Origin of the sequence: Xanthomonas hyacinthi, assembly GCF_009769165.1 — a bacterium.
GTDB lineage: Bacteria > Pseudomonadota > Gammaproteobacteria > Xanthomonadales > Xanthomonadaceae > Xanthomonas_A > Xanthomonas_A hyacinthi.
Window position 1 is genome coordinate 1222564 of record NZ_CP043476.1, and the last position, 18845, is coordinate 1241408.

Genomic DNA, 18845 nt, shown 5'->3' on the forward strand with positions numbered 1-18845 from the left:
GGAGGCCGGCCACCGCCCGCGACAAGTGAACTGGTCGTGGGAGTGAGGGATCAGTGGGGCTTTTGCTGCTCGCCGTAGAGCCGCAACAGCTTTTCCTTGGCCGCGAGCTTTTCCCGCTTCATCTGCGACAGGGTGAGATCGTCGATCGGCAGCACGCCGAGTTCGGCGTCCATACACTTCTTGTCCAGGGTCTTGTGGCGTTGGTAGAGCTGCTTGAACTCGGGATCGGACTTGATCAACGCGTCGATTTCGGTCTGCGGTTGCCCTTCGAACATAGGAATAGCCTCCTACAGCTGGAAACAAGAACGCCCCGGCCGGAACGGCGCGGGGCGTTGCCTGGGAGCGGAGTCGCGCGGGCCGCCAACCACTCCACCGCAACGCCCGGGCCTGCTGCCCTTGGAACGTCCCGCTGCGGTGCGTGCCACTGCTTCATCGGCCCGGCGTCTCCGTGGAACCAGGCGACGGTGTGCCGCCTGGAACATCGACCCTACGCCTCCCCACCGGATCCGGCAAGAGACGCCCGCCGGCTTTTCCGCATTCAGTTGCTTGCCGCTCAGGCCCAGAGAAAAACCGCGTTAAACGGGCTGCAGGACCCGCAACGGCCAGCGCCGCTCAGGGCGCGATCACCACCTCAGCGGCACGCGCCTTGGTCGCCGGCGCCTTCTTGCCGACCGCCTGCAACCGGCTCGCCGCGACGCCGCCAGCGACCAGCGCATCGCGCAGCGCGTCGGCGCGCTTCTGCGCCATGCCGGCATCGGCGTCGTAGGCCTCGATCCGCACCCGGCCCTTGGCGCCGATCTGCAGATACTGCGCCAGCGCCTTGGCCTGGCCGGCGCCATCGGCCGACAGCGCCGCCTTGCCCGCGGCGAAGGCGCCGCCGGCGACGGTGAAGACCTCCCCGCGCGGTTCGAAGCGCGACGCCGGCAGCTTGGCCCCGGCGACCAGCTCGGCCTCCTCGCGGGCCAGCTTGGCCGACTTCTGCTGCGCGGCGCTGAGCTTGGCGGTCTGCTGCCCGGCCACGTTGGTCAGCGCCTGCTCGGCATCCTGCCGCGCCAGCTGCTCGGCCTCGGCGGCCTGGCGCAGGCTCTCGGCCTCCTCGGCCTGGATCTGCGCCTGCACCCGCAGCCGCTCGGCTTCCTGGCGCGCGCGTGCGGCCTCGCGGCGGCTGGCTTCGACCAGCAGGTCGCTGCGGGTGCGCTCCAGTTGATCGACCTGGCGCCGCGCCAGTGCGGCGCGCGCGGCGGTCTCGGCGATCTCGACGCGGCGCTCGGCGAGATAGCGCGCATCGTCCTGTTCCTTGCGCTTGGCCGCGGCGAACGCGGCGACCGCCTGCTGCGCCTGCAGCCGCTCGTAGGCGGCCACGTCGGCGCTCAGCGGATCGGCCTGCAGCGCGACCAGGCGCTGGTTCAGCACCGCCAGCTCCGGATCCTCGGCGGCGAACGCGGCCAGCGGCGCGGCCAGCAACAGCAGCGCGGCCAGGCCGCCGGCCATGCCCAGGCGGCGGCTCATGGACGGCCCTCCCCGGTGTTCAAGCTGCGCTGCAGCTCGGCCACCTCGGCCTTGCGCTGCTGCAGTTGCGCGTTGGCCACCGCCTCCTCGCTGCGCGCCCGCGCCAGGTCGGCATCGGCCGCCACGCGCAGCGCCAGCTGCGGCGCGGTCTTGCGTTGGCGGCGGTCCAGCGCCGCCTGCTGCGCCTGCTCCAGGCCCTGGCGGGCGTTGGCGATCAGGTCAGGGGCGTACTGGTCGGCGTCGGCCTGGATCGCGCGCTGCACCGCCTGCTGCGCGGTCTGCAGTTCCGGTGGGGCGACCTGGGCAAAGGCCGCGGGCGCGGCAAACAGCGCCAATGCGCACGCCATCACGTACTGCGGGCAACGGATTTGTGCGAAGCTAGTTTTCATCAAGGGGGGCCGTAGGCGGAGACGTCGAGCGCGGCCATTGTCGGAAGCCTGTGGCGCGCTTGCAACGGGCGGCCGCGGATCGTTGGGGAACCATTGCGCATGGATATCGGCTACTTCCTGAAGCTGATGACCGAAAAGAACGCCTCGGACATGTTCCTGACCACGGGAGCACCGGTCTATATCAAGATCGAAGGCAAGCTGTACCCGCTCGGCGCCACCGGCCTGCCGCCGGGCATGGTCAAGAAGATCGCCTATTCGCTGATGGACGAAGGCCAGGTGCCGCAGTTCGAGCGCGAGCTGGAGCTGAACATGGCCATCGCGCTGCAGGACGCCGGCCGCTTCCGGGTCAACGTGTTCAAGCAGCGCGGCGAGGTCGGCATGGTGATCCGCGCGATCCGCAGCAAGATCCCCAGCATCGAGGAGCTGCACCTGCCGCAGGTGCTGAAGGACGTGATCATGACCCCGCGCGGGCTGGTGCTGGTGGTCGGCTCCACCGGTTCGGGCAAGTCCACCTCGCTGGCGTCGATGATCGACCACCGCAACAGCACCACCACCGGGCACATCCTCACCATCGAGGACCCGATCGAATACCTGCACAAGCACAAGATGTCGATCGTCAACCAGCGCGAGGTCGGCCTGGACACCCACGCCTTCCACAACGCGCTGAAGAACGCGATGCGCGAGGCGCCGGACGTGATCCTGATCGGCGAGATCCTGGACGCGGAGACGATGGAGGCGGCGATCGCCTTCGCCGAGACCGGCCACCTGTGCCTGGCCACGCTGCACTCCAACAACGCCGACCAGACCATCGAGCGCATCCTCAACTTCTTCCCGGAAAGCGCGCACAAGAACGTGCTGATGAACCTGGCGCTGAACCTGCGCGCGGTGGTCTCGCAGCGCCTGGTCAAGGACAAGAACGAGCGCCGTCGCCCGGCCACCGAGGTGCTGCTGAACACGCCGATGATCCGCGACCTGCTGCGCCGCGGCCAGGTGCACGAGATCAAGCAGGCGATGGAGGAATCGCTGGAGGAAGGCATGGAAACCTTCGACCAGTGCCTGTTCCGGATGGTCAAGCAGGGCCAGATCGAGCAGGAGGAAGCGCTGCGCGCGGCCGACTCGCGCGACGGCCTGGCGCTGAAGTTCCGCCTGTCCGAAGGCTCCAGCGGCGAACACGACCCTTATGCCGACTACGACGCCGGCGGCAGCGGCGCCAGCTCGCCGCGGATCACCCACGGCTTCGTTTGAAACCGCTACGCTTCCTGTAGATACAAGCTGTAGGTACAAGGTGCGGCTTTACGTGGCCTCGGGCCATCAGCCGCGACGCTTTACCGGGGAGCCTGTCGCGGCTGATGGCCCGAGGCCACCCGGAGCCGCTCCTCAAGCGAGGTCTCAGCCCTGCGCGTCCGGCTGCTGCTCCGGGCGCGCCGCGTCGAACACAGGCAGCGCCAGGCAGGCCCGCTCGATCCGCGCCAGGGTCGGATACGCCTGCATGTCCACGCCGAAGCGGCGCGCGTTGAACACCTGCGGCACCAGGCAGCAATCGGCCATGCCCGGCTGCTCGCCGTGGCAGTAGCTGCCGGTATCAGGCGATTCGGCGAGCAACTGCTCCAGCGCATCGAATCCCAGCACGATCCAGTGCAGCATCCATTCCTCGCGCTCGGACTGCGGCACGCTCCACACGTGCTCGAAGAATTGGGTCACGCGCAGGTTGTTGAGCGGATGCACGTCGCAGGCGATCAGCTGCGCGAGTCCGCGCACGCGGGCGCGGTCGATCGCCGCGTCGGGCAGCAGCGGCGGCTCCGGCCAGCGCTCGTCCAGGTATTCCAGGATCGCCAGCGACTGGCGGATCGGCTGGCCGTCGTGGCACAGGGTCGGCACCAGCTCCTGCGGATTGAGCCGCGCGTATTCCGGCGAATGCTGCTGGCCGCCGTCGCGCAGCAGGTGCACCGGCAGCGCCTGGTAGGCCAGCCCCTTCAAATTGAGGCCGATGCGCACGCGATAGGCGGCACTGGAACGCCAGTAGGTGTACAGCTGCAACGCCTCTTGCACGCTTTCTCTCCCCCGCTCGGACGCTCAAGATACCGGTGGACACCGCCGCAGCGGCGCCGCCGGTCGCCTGCGCGCCGCCGCTGGCCGGGTCAGGGCCGGGAGGCCGGCTCGATGCGCTGCTCGATCGCGCCGAAGATGCTCATTCCGTCACGGTCCAGCATCTCGATCTGCACCACGTCGCCGAACTTCATGAACGGCGTGCTCGGCTGACCGTCGCGCAGCGTCTCCACCACGCGCAGTTCGGCGAAGCACGACGCGCCGCGCGTGGTGTCCTGGTTGGCGATGGTGCCCGAACCGATCACCGCGCCGGCCGCCAGCGGCCGCGTCCTGGCCGCGTGCGCGACCAGTTGGGCGAAGTCGAACTGCATGTCCTCGCCGGCTTCCGGCGCGCCGAACCAGGCACCGTTGATGTGGGTCCGCAGCGGCAGGTGCAGCTTGTTGTCGCGCCAGGCGTCGCCCAGTTCGTCGGGGGTGACGAACACCGGCGACAGCGCCGAGCGCGGCTTGGACTGCACGAAGCCGAAGCCCTTGGCCAGTTCGGCCGGGATCAGGTTGCGCAGCGACACGTCGTTGACCAGCCCGACCAGCTGGATGTGCGCGGCGGCCTGCGCGGCGCTTACCGCCATCGGCACGTCGTCGGTGACCACCACGATCTCCGCTTCCAGGTCGATGCCGTAGTCCTCGCTGACCACCTTGACCGCATCGCGCGGGCCGTAGAAGCCGGCGCTGACCGCCTGGTACATCAGCGGATCGGTGTAGAAGCTCTCCGGCACTTCGGCGCCGCGCGCGCGGCGCACCCGCTCCACGTGCGGCAGGTAGGCGCTGCCGTCGAGGAATTCGTAGGCGCGCGGCAACGGCGCCGCCAGCGCGGCGATGTCCAGGTCGAACTGGCCGTCGGCGCTGCCGTCGTTGAGCGACTCGGACAGCGCGTTCAGGCGCGGCGCCAGATTGCTCCAGTCCTCCAGCGCGCGCTGCAGGGTCGCGGCGATGCCGGTGGCGCGCACCGCGCGGGTCAGATCGCGGGAGACGACGATCAGGGTGCCGTCGCGGCCGCCTTCCTTCAGGGAACCTAGCTTCATGTCCGTCCAGTGCTGGGGAGCCGAGCGGGCGATTGTACGGCCAGACCGGATATTGGTTGCAACTGAAACTGAACTGCCGGCTGTCGGATGGCTCGCTTCGGCTTTTGTGCAACGCGCCAATTCAGCGTAGACTGACGAGGTCTGCATGCGGCCGTCCGTTTCCCTTAGGGATCGCCGGCGAGGCCAGGATCGTGATGATCCGCTCGCCCGCCCCGCCCGACGCCTTTCGTGGTGCCGACAAACCCGGGCGATGTGTGCTCCGGGTTGATCCACACCTCTCGCAGCGCGGTTCACGGGAACGCTCCGAGCCTCACCTTCACTTGCGTCTGCACGCCGGGCACGTCCCGGCGACGGCGCGTTATCCGGAGCTTTCCTCGATGTCATTCGAATCCTTGGGCCTGGCGCCCTTCCTGCTGCGCGCGTTGGCCGAGCAGGGCTATGAAACCCCCACCCCGATCCAGTTGCAGGCGATCCCGCTGGCGCTGCAGGGCCACGACCTGATGGCCGGCGCGCAGACCGGCACCGGCAAGACCGCCGCGTTCGGCCTGCCGCTGCTGCAGCACCTGGGCACCTCGCCGCAGCCGGTCGGCAATGGCGCGCGCAAGCCGCGCGCGCTGATCCTGACCCCGACCCGCGAACTGGCCACCCAGGTGCACGACAGCCTGCGCGGCTACAGCAAGTACCTGCGCATCCCCAGCACCACCATCTACGGCGGCGTCGGCATGGGCAACCAGCTCGACGCGCTGCGTCGCGGCGTGGACCTGCTGATCGCCTGCCCGGGCCGCCTGCTCGATCACCTCGAGCGCCGCAGCGTGGACCTGTCGGGCATCGAGATCCTGGTGCTGGACGAGGCCGACCGCATGCTCGACATGGGCTTTTTGCCCTCGATCAAGCGCATCCTCGCAAAGCTGCCCAAGCAGAACCGGCAGACCCTGCTGTTCTCGGCGACCTTCGAGGAAGGCATCAAGCAGCTGGCCCGCGAGTTCATGCACAACCCGCAGGAAATCCAGGCCACGCCGAGCAACACCGTCGCCGACACCATCACCCACCGCGTGCACCCGGTCGATGGCGCGCGCAAGCGCGAGCTGCTGCTGCACCTGCTGGCCGCCGATTCGCGCATGCAGACCCTGGTGTTCGCGCGCACCAAGCACGGCGCCGACAAGCTGACCATGTTCCTGGACAAGTCCGGGCTGAAGACCGCCGCGATCCACGGCAACAAGAGCCAGGGCCAGCGCCTGCGCGCGCTGAGCGACTTCAAGGCCGGCCGCATCACCGTGCTGGTGGCGACCGACATCGCCGCGCGCGGCATCGACATCGACCAGCTGCCGAAGGTCATCAACTACGACCTGCCGATGGTCGCCGAGGACTACGTGCACCGCATCGGCCGTACCGGCCGCAACGGCTCGCAGGGCGAGGCGGTGTCGCTGGTGGCGCAGGACGAGGCCAAGCTGCTGCGCGCGATCGCGCGCATGCTCAAGCGCGACATGGACATCCGCGACGTGCCGGGCTTCGAGCCGTCCACGCCGATCCGCTGGGGCAACAACAATCCGGCCGACGAGCGTCCGGGCGGCCAGCGTCCGCCGCGCAAGAGCACCCATGCGCGGCGTCCGCACGGCGATGCGCCGTCGCATGCGCATGCCGGCCCGAAGAAGCCGGGCGGCAGCCAGCCCAACGGCGGGCGTCGCCAGGGCCAGGAGCGTCGCCAGGGCAACGGCGGCAACCGCCAGCCCAGCGCCGCGCGCTGAGCCGGTGCGATCCGCCTTGCGCGGATCGCACTGCACAGCAACTCGCAGGGTCGCCACCGCTCGGCCGCAGGCCTGAGCATCGACGACCCAGGCAAAAAGGAGCGCGAAATGCGCTCCTTTTTGTTTTGCGGGATTTTATCTTGCGCGATCTTGCCGCGCGCCGCCACGCGGACTACGCGTGCGCAGCGCCGTCAGCGGCGGACGTCGCCCGCCAAGCTCGACGTCGCTGGCGGCCGCGCCGAACTGCCATGGGCGGGCATCGCGCCAGCTAGCCTTCGATCAGCGCGGTATTGCGGTCGATCTGCGCGCGGTAGGCATCCAGCACCGCCGCGGTGCGCGCGATGTAGCTGCGCAGGTCGTCCCAGCGCCGGTCCTCCAGCGCCTCGCGAATGCCGGGCAGGGTCTTGACCTCGTAGCCGGTCGCCAGCCCCGGCGCGTAGATCAGGTTGCGGTACCAGGGACGGCCCGGTAGCCCTTCGTCGGCCAACAGGCGTTGGTCGATCTGCTGCAACGAGGCATTGAGTTGCCGCCGCACCGAGGCGTCGAGCGCGGCGCTGCGCGCGGCCAGCGCCGCGTCGTAGCGCAGGCTGCTGGATTGCAGGCGGGCGATCGCCTGGTCCAGCGCGGCGAAGTCGATCGGCGGCACCGCCTGCTTGGGCTGCGGCGGCTGCAACGGACGGTTCGGATTGTCGGCGGCGCGATACGCGCCGTCGCGCAACAGCGCGGCCTGGGTCTGCGCGGCCTCGCGGTCGTTGTCGACCTGCTGTTTCACTTCCTTCGCATAGCCGGCCACGGCGTCGGCGAAGTCACCGAAGCGCTGCGGCAGCACCGGCGCATTGGCCACCCTCAGCACGGTGCGGCCGACCGTCTGCGACAGCAGCGGCAGGTAGTGGAACTCGGGATCGATGAAACGTGCGAAGTAGTCGTAGGAATCGTAGAGGGAGTGGTAGACGCCGTTGCCGCCGCCCTGCCCGCCATAGCCCAGGTCCAGCGTGGCCAGGCCCAGATGCTGCAGGAACGGGCTGTAGTCGCTGCCCGACCCCAGCGCCTTGAGCGGCAGGTCGGCGCCCGCCGCCGCTTGCCTGGCGATGTCCTTCTGCGCCGGCTTGGCGCTGGGCGCCAGCGCGTCCAGGCGCGCGCGGGCACGCTGCCGCTCGAGCACGCTGACCCCGCTGTCCGGATCGCGCAGGTCGCCGGCCACGCCATTGACCAGCCGCTGCAGCGCATGGCTGCCGCCGGCATTGAGGAAACCGCGGCCGTTGCCGTCGGTGTTCACGTACAGCACTGCCTTGCGCTGCAGTTCGTCGGCGTGCTGCTCGGCCCATTCGGTGGAGCCGAGCAAGCCGGCCTCCTCGCCATCCCAGCTGGCGTAGACCAGGGTGCGCTTGGGCCGCTGGCCCTGCCGCGCGAGTTCGCCGATCGCCTTCGCCTCGGCCAACAACGCGGCGGTGCCGGACAGCGGATCGGCGGCGCCGAACACCCAGCCGTCGCGATGGTTGCCGCGCACCACCCATTGATCGGGGTACTCGCTGCCGCGCAACGTGGCGATGACGTTGTACAGGGTCTTGCTGCCCCACTCGGCCTGGACCTTCAAGTGAACGCGCGCCGCGCCGTCGCCGCCGATGCGATAGGTGATCGGCAACGCGCCGCGCCAGTCCTCCGGCGCCACCGGGCCACGCAGCGCCGCCAGCAGCGGTTGCGCATCGCCCCAGCTGATCGGCAGGGTCGGGATCTTCAGCACACTGCGCGCCTGCTCGATCGGCAGGCGCTTGGCGGCGGCGGTCGCGCCCACGCCCGGGGTCAGCGGATCGCCGGGATAGAGCGCGAAGTTGGCGACCGAGCCGCGCTGCACGCTCCACTGGTTGCGCGCCGGGCCGTCCGGATACGGCAGATCCTGGAAATACCCGTCGTCGCGCGGATCGGAATAGATGATCGCGCCGATCGCGCCGTGCTCCTGCGCCAGGCGCGGCTTGAGCCCGCGCCAGCCCTTGCCGTAGCGGGCGATGACGATCTTGCCGCGCACGTCCACGCCATTGCGCGCCAACGCCTCGTAGTCCTCGGCGATGCCGTAGTTGACGTAGACCAGGTCGGCCGTGACGTCACCGTTGCCGCCGTAGATCACGTACGGCGGCAGCACGTCCCGGGTCTGCGTGGAGGTGCTGTCGCCGGGCAGCGGCGGCTCCTTCAGCCGGGCCACGTACGGCTGCGCGCCCAGCAATTCCAGCGCCGCGGCCTGCGGCGACGGCCACAGCACCTGGTACTGCTCGATCTGCGCGTCCCAGCCGTAGCTGCGTAGCCGCGCCTGCAGATCGCGGGCGTTTTCCAGGTTGTGCGGCGCGCCGACCTGGTTGGGACGCGAGGACCATTGCTTGAGCCAGCCGCGGTAATCCGCGTCCTGCAGCCCGGCATCGAAGCGCGCCTCCAGCACGCGCTGCGCCGCGGCGGCGGCGGCGTCGTAGCCGGGTAGCGGTGCCGGCTGCGCGAGCGCGGAGGAAGCGGCGAGGATCAGGACCAGCCCGGCACTGCGGCGGCGTTGCGACATGAAGACACTCCTTGGACGTGGCATGGGCGGGCTCAGAAACGGTAGTCGAAACCGGCGGTGAAATAGCGGCCGCGCAGGTCGTACTGGGTGAAATCGTAGGGCGCGCGGATGCCGGGGAAGGACGCGTCGTACGGCGGCTTTGCGTCGGCCAGGTTCTCGATCTTGGCGTACAGCGTGAGCGCGTCGATGCCGCGGTAGCCCAGGTACAGATCGAACTGGTCGTAGTGGTCCACCCGCGACTGCACCGCACTGGCGGCGGCACTGGCCTTCTGCGCGTAGCCGCCGGTGTAGTACCAGGTCAGCGCCGCGGCGACATCGCCCAGCGACCAGTCCAGGGTGGTGGTCGCCTTGTTGCGCGGCAGCGACGGGCCGAGATTGCTGCCGGCATAGTCTTCGAGCGGCCCGCCCACCACCGTCGGCCGGCGGTAGTCGCGCACATGGGTGTAGGCGCTGCTCAGGCCGACTTCGCCCAACGCGGCGCTGCGCCAGCGCTGGCGCAGTTCCACGTCGATGCCCGAGGTGCTCAGCTCGCTGAGGTTCTGGTAGCGGTTGTAGACCGCGACCAGCTTGCCGCGCGCATCGCGCACCACATCGGCCGGAGCGTTGTTCTGCACCAGGGTCGTGGTGTTGCCGGTACCGATCAGGTGCTCCAGCTCGATCTTGTACCAGTCCACGCTGAGGCTGCTGTCGGCCCATGGCGACAGCACCGCGCCGAGGTTGTAGCTGTGCGTGCGCTCTGGATCCAGGTCGGTGTTGCCGACGGTGAAGAACGTCGGATTCTGCCGCGAACCGGGCACGTCAGGATCGTAGGGATCCACCACCGAACCGTAGGAAATGTTGGTGCTGGCCGCGTTCTCCGACAGCGACGGCGCGCGGAAGCCGCGCGAGGCCGCCGCGCGCAGCAGCAGCGCATCGAGCGGCTGCCAGCGCAGGCTGGCCTTGGGCGAGAACGCGTCGCCGAAGTCGCTGTAGTGATCGCCGCGCCCGGCCAGCTGCAACTGCAGCGATTGCAGCAGCGGCACATTGACCTCGGCATACAGCGCTGACACCTCGCGCTTGCCATCCACCTCGGCGATCGCCGGGCGGATCTGCAGGCCGGCGTCGATCTGCCATGGATTGCGCGAGACCAGTTGCTCCTGCCGCCACTCGGCGCCGGCAGCGAAGCCGACGCTGCCGGCCGGCAGCTCGAACAGGGTGCCGGACAGCTTGGCATCGACGCCGCGCAGGGTCGATTGCGCCGGACGCAGCGTGCTCAGGTTGATCGCATCGATCACCGACTGCGGCGTGGCCGCCGGATCGAACAGGTCGTAGCTGCCGTCGGCCAAGGCCTGGGCCAGGCTCCAGCGATTGGCGAAACCGCCGGACACGCTCTCGTGCTCGCTGCTGCGCGCGGCGAATGCGGCCGCTTCCCACTCCCAGCGCACGCTGGATCCACGCACGCCGCCGAGGAAGCGGTAGGACTGCGAGCGATTGGTCTTGATCGACTCGCCGAGGTCGAAGAACGTGTATTCGATCGGCACCGCCACGCCGTAGGGGTTGTATGGGCTGGAGGCCGGCAGCAGGTTGGAGACCGGCTCGGCCAGCCCGGTGCTGGCGTTCAACGCGAAGCGGCCGCCTTCCAGCGTGAAGTACGGGCTGGAACCGAAGATCGACACGCCCTTGACCTCGCTGTAGAGCGCCTCGCCGAACGCTTCGAGCGTGTCGCCAAGCCGGAACCTGGCGTTGCTGTAGGCCTGGTAGCGCTTGGCCGAGGGAATCAGCGTGGTGTAGGGCGCCTGGTTGAACGCGCAGGTATCGCCGGCCAGCCCGTCGATCGGCGCGCTGGCGGTCAGCAGCGTGCCCTCAGGGCACTGGCCCTGGGCATCGAGCATGGGCACCGAGCGGCCACCGACCAGATAGCGTGCGCCCTTGGCCGACCAGCCGTTCCAGCGCCCGCCCGGCAGGTCGGTATAGATGCCCGAGCGGGTCAGCGCGCGCTGGTCCTGGTCCAGCCGGTCGCGGTTGTAGGCGTCGACACTGAACAGGATGTTGTAGCCGTCGTGGTCCAGATCGCCGATGCCGCCGATGAACTTGGCGCGCTGGGTATCCAGCCCGCCCTGGTCGGCGGTGCCGCCGCTGAGGCCGAGTTCGGCGCCCTGGAAATCCTGCCGGGTGATGATGTTGACCACCCCGGCGACCGCATCCGACCCGTACACCGCGGACGCGCCGTCCTTCAGCACTTCGATGCGCTCCACCGCCACCAACGGCAAGGCGTTGAGGTTGACGAAGGTATCGCCCAGGCCGTTGGCCGGAAAACCGTAGTTGGCCAGGCGCCGGCCATTGAGCAGCACCAGCGTGTTCTTCTGCGACAGGCCGCGCAGGCCGATGCCGGCCGAGCCGGAGGCCCAGCCGTTGTTGGTGGTCTCGTTGCTGGCGTTGCCGGTGTTGGCGGAGATCGAACGCAACGCGTCGGCGACGGTGAGCTTGCCGGACTGCTCCAGCTGCTGGCGGCCGATCACCTGCACCGGGTTGGGGCCTTCGCTGTCGCTGCGTTTGATGTTGGAGCCGGTCACGCTGACCGTCGCCAGGGTCTTTCCGCTGTCGTCGCCGCGCGACTGGGCAGCGGCGACGGGGACGAGCAGGACGCTCGCAAGGCTCAACGCGCGCAGGTGGGGCGTGTACGGCTTCACATGGACTTCCGTGGACCGGGGCGCACCAGTGAGCCATCGTCGCCGGATTAACGAAAATTACATAACGGCATACGAATATGGCGTTGCGTGACGTCCACCGACACCGAACCGAAATTCGAGTGCGCCGGCGCCCGCCTTGGCTGCCTTTACAATGCCGCGCATGGTTATCTTCAAAGTCTTCACCCTCGAGGCGGCGCACCGCCTGCCCAACGTCCCGCCCGGCCACAAGTGCGCGCGGCTGCATGGGCATTCGTTCCGGGTCGAGCTGCACGTCAGCGGCGAACCCGGCGCGCAGACCGGCTGGGTCATGGACTTCGGCGACATCAAGGCCGCGTTCCGCCCGATCTACGACCAACTCGACCACCACTACCTCAACGACATCGAGGGACTGGAGAACCCGACCAGCGAGCGCCTGGCGGTGTGGATCTGGGAGCGGCTCAAGCCGGCATTGCCGCCGCTGAGCGAGATCGTGGTGCACGAAACCTGCACCTCCGGCTGCCGCTATCGCGGCCCGGGCGCCTGAAGCAGGGGGGTTCGAGAGTCGGGATCGGGGATTCGCAAGGGCGGCATGACGGCTCCTGACGGATTCCGGGTGGCCGGCTCCCGTTCCGAGGTGCCGGCGTCAGCGCACCCGGCACCTGCCGGGTGCGTCCGCAGGCCGGCGCAGAGCTAAGCAGCTCGACTCCAACCTATTGATCCGAAAGCCAGTTTGAACGGAGCCTGAGCGACTTCAGAAAATAATGTTGCATTGCAGCAGAATGCGCGTATGTTGCACTGCAACAGCAATCGGCATTCCCTTGGAGTTGCATGATGTCCGCTCAGTTCAACGATCAATTCGGCAGCTACACCCAGCAGTTCGCCACCGTCGCCTCGCGCGCCAACCGCCTGGCGCTGGAAAGCGCCGAGAGCGTGTTCGGCGTGCAGCTGAAGACCTTCGAGAAGAACGTCGCCGCGACCACCGGCTTCCTCGGCGAGCTCACCGAAGCGCGCGACCTCGGCAGCGTGCAGTCGCTGTGGCCGAAGGGCCTGCAGATTGCCCGCGACAACTTCGAGCGGCTGGCCACGGCCAACCAGGAAGTGTTCGGCCTGGGCCTGAAGACCTCCGAAGCCATCGGCCAGCTCGCCAAGAGCCAGTTCGAGGCGGCCACCGACCAGGCCGCACCTAAAGCCAAGACCAAATAAGCAAGACCAAATACGTCCGCTGCGGCACAGCCGCACGACTGACCAGTGGTACGCGCGGGTCCCTCCCCCCGTGCAGCCCAGGCCCGGTAGATCCCTCCCTCTACCGGGCCTTTTTTATTCACGATGACTCCAGCACCGAAATTCGCCGGACTACGCCACAGCCAGATACAGCAGGTTTATCGATGGCTTAGGGAATGCCTGATCTACCAGCCGTAGCCGAGGTTCCCCTGCTCGCAACACGGAGGCAGGGCAACATCTCGTAGGTTTTACATCCAATCGCCCGCGTTTTGTCCCGCACCCCGCCTTTGGGCGGTCCGCAGGCGCACCCCTCCTATGCCACCGGCAGCAATGTCCTGCGCGCCCTCCACAGATTGACCAACGCGAACAGCGTCGTCACCTGCGCCGCGTTCTTGGCCAGGCCCTTGTAGCGCACCTTGACGTAGCCAAACTGCCGCTTGAGTACCCCGAACGGATGTTCCACCGCCGCCCGGATCGAAGCCTTGGCCCGTTCCAGTTCCTCGGTGATTGCGCGCATCCCCGGGTGCGCGATCGCCTTCACCTTGCTGCGCTTCTCTGCAACCCAGAAGGTGCGTCCGTCGGCCGGCGCATACGTCGCCGCCCCCGCATAGCCCGCGTCGGCGAACACATGCTGCTCCTGGCCATGCAGCAGATGCGCCGTCTGGGTCACGTCGGCCACGTTGGCCGCCGTGCTCACCACGTGGTGCACCAGTCCCGTGCGCTGGTCCACCCCGATGTGCGCCTTCATTCCGAAGTACCACTGCTTGCCTTTCCGGGTCTGGTGCATCTGCCCATCGCGCGAGCGCGCCTTGTTCTTCGTCGACGGCGCCGCGGCGATGATCGTTGCGTCCACCATCGTCCCCGACGACAGCCGCAGGCCGTGCTCGCGCAAGTGAGCATTGATCGCTGCAAACAGCTGTTCGGCCAATCCGTGCTTCTCCAGCAGATGCCGGAACTTGCATACTGTCGTCTCGTCCGGCGCCGCTTCGCGCCCCAGGTCGATCCCCACGAACCGCCGCATCGCCGGCACGTCGTACAGCGCCTCTTCCACCGCCGGATCGCTCAGCGCATACCACTGCTGCAGAAAATGGATCCGCAGCATCCGCTCCAGCCCCACCGGCGGACGGCCGCCGCTCGCTCCTACCTTCGGATAGAACGGCGCGATGCACGCGCACAGCGGCGCCCACGGCACCACCTGATCCATCTGCGACAGGAACACGTCGCGCCGCGTCGGCTTGCGGTGCACATCGAAGCTGGCATCGTGCTGCAGCGACAGGGTCATCTGGGTTCGAGACATGGCAATCACCGGGGGGAGGGGGGAGCTGATGACTTGGACCATCAGCAAAATCAGAGGTTCCTTAGGCGAGTTCCCCGATACCGACGCCGTGGTTCGGCTCTACCCGGATACCGACCCGCCACCCGATACGTTGGCCTTCGCGTTCTGGCGCATTCCTGGACAAGAAGCAGCTGTTCCACGATGGCAAGCACCTGGTGCTGGCCAGGCGGGTGCCTGCGCTTCGCGCTGGCATCCGCCTGAGCGATGGCAGGCTTACGCCTATGCCATCCGCGCCTGCGCCGCACCTTGCGTCCGCTACCAGGCACTGGCGGCCGAGCTGGGCAAGCGGGCCGCCGCTGGCGATGCCGTGCCTGTGGCGACGGCCCGGCCGCGCCCGCCACCGTCTGCACTGCTGGAGTTGAACACGCTCCAGGCGCTCGACGGCACCCTGGCGGGTGCGTCCTTGCGCGAAGTGGCTGAAGGGCTGTTCGGCGCCGGTGTGGTCGCGGCCGACTGGTACGCCGATAGCGCCCTGCGTGCCCGCGTGCGACGGCTGGTGCGCCGTGGCGATGCACTGATGCGCAGCAGCGGCTACCGCCGCCTGGCGCAGCTTCCGCCATGCGCGTTGCGCTGGGGGGGGATGTTTCGCGTCCCCTGCACATCGTCCCTGAGCAAGAAGCCTTGCTTTCTTGAGACTGCCTCCATCCGGCCGCGTGGTGCGGCCGGGCTTGATGAAGGTACATCCCATGCGACCTGCTCCCTTGCGGCCTGCCGCCGCTGCTGTCGCTGCGGACGAGCCTCGACCGCACGCTGCAACGCGAGGCCGGCGAAGATGGCCGGGGCAGATCGAACGCTTCAACGAACCGCGGCTGCAACGCCAGCGCCTGCCGCTGATCGGCCGCCTGCAACGCTTGCAGCGCCTGGGTTTGGCCGACGAGACGCAGCCCGGCACCTGGGCCGTCCATGTGGATGCCGAGAAAACTTGCGCGCCCTGGGCGAGCGTGGCGACATCAGACATCATCCGCACCATGCAGCGAGCCATACAACCGTGCAAGCTGGCGGTGTTCCCGTCCGCCGAACGGATGTTTCCAATGGCTTTAAAATGCCTAATTGGCCGAAAAACACGACTATCGCAGCTGTTGCACGTTATACACAAATTACGGATAACTCCCGCACATCCCTGGAATCCAGTCCAGATATGGCCTCAAGCAATCGCAATGGAGCAAGCGTAATGGACACATTCAGAAGCCTTAAAGTTTTCCGCGAAGTCGTGGAAATGAATTCCTTCAACGGTGCGGCAAAGCGAATCGGCATATCAACAGCAATGGTAAGCAAGCATATTGCACATCTGGAAGCAACCCAGCGAACAAGGCTTCTTAATCGAACGAGCCGCAGCATTAGTCTGACTGATTCAGGGAGACTGTACTACAAGAGCTGCCGTGAGGCTCTGGATATCCTGGAGGAAGCCGAAGCAATACTAGGGCACCACAATGGCACAGCCAGTGGAACTCTGCGTGTCACCGCTCCTCAATGGTTCTCCAATCCCGAGTTTGCCCGCCTGCTCATGGATTATCAGGAAACTTACCCAAAGGTCGATGTTGAACTTATGCTGGACAATCAGAGGCTGGACTTGGTGACTGGACGCTACGACCTTGCACTTCGCGTCACCGATAAACCATCCCCTTCATTAATAGTTCGGCCACTTGCGAACATAAACTTCATACTCGTTGGATCACCCGACTACTTCGCCAAGACCGGGCGCCCCACCTCAACGCAGGACTTGAATTCGCACAACCTTATCTTGCCCGTTCTCACCGAAGTAGAAGGTCTCGAAGTGCGTAAAGATCAGGAGGCAGATAACCTAGGTGCCGGTCGGCTGCTTCGGACTAATGATACTACGTTGATGCTACAGCTAGCCTGGGCTGGTTTCGGAATGGCCTATGTGCCGCATTGGTTGGCAACCCGCGAGTTACAGTCGGGAAGACTAGAATTAGCCATTGATAATAGTGCGTCGTTCTCTCGAACTCTTTACGTCGTTTACAAAAATCGAAATTTTTTAGCGCCAAAAATTCGTACATTCATCGATTTTATGGCCGCAAGATTAAGCAACATCGGGTTACCCCGGTCAGCTTGAGGATATTAATGGCACCCGGGCTGTCGGACTGATTTGACTCTAAATCATGCTTGGCCCGCCAATGCGCGGAGCGTCGGCGCCATCGAGTGCGGACAGATCCATGGCGCGCACCATGCCACGCTTACGCCTCCTCTACTCACATGGCTCATACGGCGATGGCGAGATGGACGAACGCTGCCAAACCACACTCCACGCCCGAGCATAGCCAGACGAACTGCTCGGCGCTCTTGGTCCAGCGGCACAAGTCCGTCGGGGACTGTGACGAGAGCCACTAGGCACCGATTCTCAGCACGTGACGGCGTCCAGCCTTCCATTCCTGAGCAACTGAAGGGGCCAGCGCTCTTGGACGCAACATTTCCTATCAGTTAACGCACGGTTTCTTTAATGGCTGTTTATTAGATTGAACCTCTCGCCTAGTATGAACATCCTTGAATTCTAGCTTCATTTTCTCTTAGAGTGGATTTGTCAAAATCGCTTGATCTTGTCGGAAACAGCCATCTGAAAAAGCAAGAATCTTGCGAGGGTAGTTATTGGATATGCCAGTCGATGATCAAAAAGTCAGGAATGAACATGTCAGATGTGACTCGTAATCCAACTCTTCCGCCAATCGGCCCAGAAGGGCGCAAGGCGGCATTCTTCGACCTCGATCGTACCATCCTTGATATGCATACGATGATCCTGTTCGCTCGATACTTGCAAAATAAACGAGTCGTCAGCGAAAAAAATATCTGCAATGCTAAGTGCGGAGAGAAGAGGAACCGGCCGTGCGCACAGCAACAGCATTTTCTTTGAGATTCCAATCAAGTTTACCGGAGAGTTCACTGGTACTTTCAAGTCAGTTCAAGGAGAAGGCAGCCAATGGACTACACAGCCATGGATATATACAGACCGACTGGTGGACTTATCGTCGAAAGCTGGCATCTGGAAGACGACTTATCTTTTAATGCTCAACTCGCCTTATGCTCAACTCGGTGCTCTCAATGCAAAGCAACAAATCAAACAACTCGCATTTATTTAATGAGTCACGACGCCTGCCCGTATTCGCGCTCCTGGCTCTCGCGGCCTCCACTTTTATAACGATCCTAACGGAGACATTACCAGCAGGCTTACTTCTGCGGATTAGCGCTGATCTCAAAATCTCGGAAGCAATGACTGGGCAGTTGGTTACTGCCTATGCCATCGGCTCCCTTATTGCGGCCATACCATTAAGTGTAGCAACACGCGGCTGGAATCGGCGCCCGCTGCTTATACTCACGATTGCAGGCTTCGCAGTTATAAATCTAGCTACCGCATGGTCGAGTAACTATTGGTTTACACTATTTGTACGTTTTCTCGCTGGTATGAGCTCCGGTCTTCTATGGAGTATCGTGGGAGGCTATGCGGCCCGTTTGGTGCCAGACGACCTTAAGGGTCGTGCGATTGCCATCGCGATGGTGGGAACGCCTCTTGCCCTTTCCCTCGGACTACCTGCCAGTACGTTTCTCGGCGAAATTCTGGATTGGCGAACTGTCTTCGTGGTGATGTCCGTCGCCAGCGTTTTGCTGATTGTTTGGATACGCTGGAACATGCCGGATTTGCCTGGGCAAGACGTTCGAACCAAGCTGACATTGGGGCGCGTGTTCGCTTTGCCTGGAATGAAGGCGATCCTGCTGACATTGACCGTTTTCATTCTTGCCCACAATATTCTATATACTTATATAGGCCCTTTTGTGGTTCCGTCAGGCCTGGGAGGCGAGTTAAGTAGAGTATTGCTTATATTTGGCATAACCTCCTTGATTGGCATTGCGATTGTTGGAAGCAACATTGACAGACATCTTCGGCGCCTTATGCTTATTAGTGTCGCCTTATTTATCGTGGCAGCGTTGGCCCTGGTATTGGGCATCGAGAATCGGTTGATTATTTATTCGGCGGTTGCCGTATGGGGGTTAGGGTACGGAGGCTCCGCTACGCTTTTTCAGACGGCGACAGCGCATACGTCAGGATCTGACATCGACGTGGCTCAAGCTATGACGGTGGTGGCATGGAACCTTTCGATAAGCGGAGGTGGCATCGCGGGAGGTCTGCTTCTGGCCTATGGCCCGCGTGCGCTTCCATTTGCTGTCGTCCCCCTCCTCTTGATTGCGCTCGTGACAGTATGGGAGTCCTCTAGCCACGGCTTCAGGTAGCAATATTTTATATGCTGTAGTAACTGCTTTATCTCTCGGCGATTAGCCATGTGAGGTATATGGCTAGCATTATCATCAGTTCTTCAGC

General features: G+C 65.3%; 15 protein-coding genes and 2 pseudogenes. 9 read left to right on the forward strand and 8 right to left on the reverse strand.

Features of this window, described 5'->3' with window-relative positions:
• Positions 1–50: 50 nt before the first annotated feature.
• From FZ025_RS05570 to FZ025_RS05580, 3 genes are all read right to left on the reverse strand, one after another.
• Positions 51–275 carry an HP1242/YdcH family protein gene (locus FZ025_RS05570; protein WP_046979285.1) on the reverse strand — a complete coding sequence of 75 codons (225 nt, stop codon included), beginning with the start codon at positions 273–275 and terminating at the stop codon, positions 51–53.
• 337 nt (positions 276–612) lie between these two features.
• Positions 613–1509 carry an OmpA family protein gene (locus FZ025_RS05575; protein ID WP_046979286.1) on the reverse strand — a complete coding sequence of 299 codons (897 nt, stop codon included), beginning with the start codon at positions 1507–1509 and terminating at the stop codon, positions 613–615.
• Entirely contained in the window at positions 1506–1898 is a 393-nt protein-coding gene (locus FZ025_RS05580; protein WP_046979287.1) for a DUF4398 domain-containing protein, read from the reverse strand. The genes FZ025_RS05575 and FZ025_RS05580 overlap by 4 nt, the downstream gene beginning before the upstream one ends.
• 99 nt (positions 1899–1997) lie before the next feature.
• Between FZ025_RS05580 and FZ025_RS05585 the strand changes: the two genes are divergently transcribed.
• Complete coding sequence (locus tag FZ025_RS05585) at positions 1998–3143, forward strand: PilT/PilU family type 4a pilus ATPase (RefSeq protein ID WP_046979288.1); 1146 nt, start codon at positions 1998–2000, stop codon at positions 3141–3143.
• A gap of 144 nt (positions 3144–3287) precedes the next feature.
• Here FZ025_RS05585 and maiA read toward each other — a convergent pair whose 3' ends face one another.
• Positions 3288–3947, reverse strand: a complete 660-nt coding sequence (gene maiA / locus FZ025_RS05590; protein ID WP_046979289.1) for a maleylacetoacetate isomerase — start codon at positions 3945–3947, stop codon at positions 3288–3290.
• A gap of 89 nt (positions 3948–4036) precedes the next feature.
• Positions 4037–5026 (reverse strand): fumarylacetoacetate hydrolase family protein, encoded by a 990-nt coding sequence (locus FZ025_RS05595; RefSeq protein ID WP_046979290.1) that lies wholly within the window; start codon positions 5024–5026, stop codon positions 4037–4039.
• Positions 5027–5403: 377 nt separating this feature from the next.
• Here FZ025_RS05595 and FZ025_RS05600 point away from each other — a divergent pair, with 377 nt between their 5' ends.
• The gene (locus FZ025_RS05600; protein ID WP_046979291.1) at positions 5404–6771 is read left to right on the forward strand and encodes a DEAD/DEAH box helicase; all 1368 of its coding nucleotides are present in this window, start codon (positions 5404–5406) and stop codon (positions 6769–6771) included.
• Positions 6772–7039: 268 nt separating this feature from the next.
• On the opposite strand, the gene FZ025_RS05605 is transcribed toward FZ025_RS05600, so the two are convergent.
• The gene (locus FZ025_RS05605; protein WP_046979292.1) at positions 7040–9313 is read right to left on the reverse strand and encodes a transferrin receptor-like dimerization domain-containing protein; all 2274 of its coding nucleotides are present in this window, start codon (positions 9311–9313) and stop codon (positions 7040–7042) included.
• A 32-nt stretch (positions 9314–9345) separates the two neighbouring features.
• Positions 9346–11982, reverse strand: coding sequence for a TonB-dependent receptor plug domain-containing protein (locus FZ025_RS05610; protein ID WP_046979293.1), 2637 nt, complete (start codon positions 11980–11982; stop codon positions 9346–9348).
• A 160-nt stretch (positions 11983–12142) separates the two neighbouring features.
• Between FZ025_RS05610 and queD the strand changes: the two genes are divergently transcribed.
• On the forward strand, positions 12143–12505 hold the full coding sequence (gene queD, locus FZ025_RS05615) for a 6-carboxytetrahydropterin synthase QueD (protein WP_046979296.1): 363 nt from the start codon (positions 12143–12145) through the stop codon (positions 12503–12505).
• A 287-nt stretch (positions 12506–12792) separates the two neighbouring features.
• Positions 12793–13164 carry a phasin family protein gene (locus FZ025_RS05620; protein WP_046979294.1) on the forward strand — a complete coding sequence of 124 codons (372 nt, stop codon included), beginning with the start codon at positions 12793–12795 and terminating at the stop codon, positions 13162–13164.
• A 266-nt stretch (positions 13165–13430) separates the two neighbouring features.
• Here the strand turns inward: FZ025_RS05620 and FZ025_RS05625 are convergent.
• A protein-coding gene (locus FZ025_RS05625) for an IS5 family transposase (protein ID WP_386269942.1) occupies positions 13431–14464 on the reverse strand; the annotation gives its coding sequence in 2 pieces (ribosomal slippage) (positions 13431–13496 and positions 13499–14464; 1032 coding nt in all).
• A gap of 43 nt (positions 14465–14507) precedes the next feature.
• On the opposite strand from FZ025_RS05625, the pseudogene FZ025_RS05630 reads away from it, so the two are divergent.
• The 5 genes and pseudogenes from FZ025_RS05630 to FZ025_RS05650 all read left to right on the forward strand — a co-directional run.
• Positions 14508–15008: pseudogene (locus FZ025_RS05630) on the forward strand (DUF2285 domain-containing protein); the annotation flags it as partial.
• A 196-nt stretch (positions 15009–15204) separates the two neighbouring features.
• Positions 15205–15690, forward strand: a complete 486-nt coding sequence (locus FZ025_RS22840) for a DUF3363 domain-containing protein (protein ID WP_386269944.1) — start codon at positions 15205–15207, stop codon at positions 15688–15690.
• A 68-nt stretch (positions 15691–15758) separates the two neighbouring features.
• Positions 15759–16592, forward strand: a pseudogene (locus FZ025_RS05640) (LysR family transcriptional regulator); the annotation flags it as partial.
• Positions 16593–17162: 570 nt separating this feature from the next.
• The gene (locus FZ025_RS05645) at positions 17163–17384 is read left to right on the forward strand and encodes a hypothetical protein (RefSeq protein WP_146093560.1); all 222 of its coding nucleotides are present in this window, start codon (positions 17163–17165) and stop codon (positions 17382–17384) included.
• 188 nt (positions 17385–17572) lie between these two features.
• The gene (locus FZ025_RS05650) at positions 17573–18757 is read left to right on the forward strand and encodes an MFS transporter (RefSeq protein WP_046979427.1); all 1185 of its coding nucleotides are present in this window, start codon (positions 17573–17575) and stop codon (positions 18755–18757) included.
• The last annotated feature ends 88 nt before the right edge of the window (positions 18758–18845 follow it).

What these genes read in the sequence shown, in the direction of transcription:
- FZ025_RS05620 (WP_046979294.1), top strand. Translation starts at nt 12,793, where the DNA reads ATGTCCGCTCAGTTCAACGATCAATTCGGCAGCTACACCCAGCAGTTC.
- FZ025_RS05575 (WP_046979286.1), bottom strand. Translation starts at nt 1,509, where the DNA reads ATGAGCCGCCGCCTGGGCATGGCCGGCGGCCTGGCCGCGCTGCTGTTG.
- FZ025_RS05650 (WP_046979427.1), top strand. Translation starts at nt 17,573, where the DNA reads ATGCAAAGCAACAAATCAAACAACTCGCATTTATTTAATGAGTCACGA.
- FZ025_RS05570 (WP_046979285.1), bottom strand. Translation starts at nt 275, where the DNA reads ATGTTCGAAGGGCAACCGCAGACCGAAATCGACGCGTTGATCAAGTCC.
- FZ025_RS05580 (WP_046979287.1), bottom strand. Translation starts at nt 1,898, where the DNA reads ATGAAAACTAGCTTCGCACAAATCCGTTGCCCGCAGTACGTGATGGCG.
- FZ025_RS05600 (WP_046979291.1), top strand. Translation starts at nt 5,404, where the DNA reads ATGTCATTCGAATCCTTGGGCCTGGCGCCCTTCCTGCTGCGCGCGTTG.
- FZ025_RS05595 (WP_046979290.1), bottom strand. Translation starts at nt 5,026, where the DNA reads ATGAAGCTAGGTTCCCTGAAGGAAGGCGGCCGCGACGGCACCCTGATC.
- queD (WP_046979296.1), top strand. Translation starts at nt 12,143, where the DNA reads ATGGTTATCTTCAAAGTCTTCACCCTCGAGGCGGCGCACCGCCTGCCC.
- FZ025_RS22840 (WP_386269944.1), top strand. Translation starts at nt 15,205, where the DNA reads ATGCGACCTGCTCCCTTGCGGCCTGCCGCCGCTGCTGTCGCTGCGGAC.
- FZ025_RS05605 (WP_046979292.1), bottom strand. Translation starts at nt 9,313, where the DNA reads ATGTCGCAACGCCGCCGCAGTGCCGGGCTGGTCCTGATCCTCGCCGCT.
- FZ025_RS05585 (WP_046979288.1), top strand. Translation starts at nt 1,998, where the DNA reads ATGGATATCGGCTACTTCCTGAAGCTGATGACCGAAAAGAACGCCTCG.
- FZ025_RS05645 (WP_146093560.1), top strand. Translation starts at nt 17,163, where the DNA reads ATGTCAGATGTGACTCGTAATCCAACTCTTCCGCCAATCGGCCCAGAA.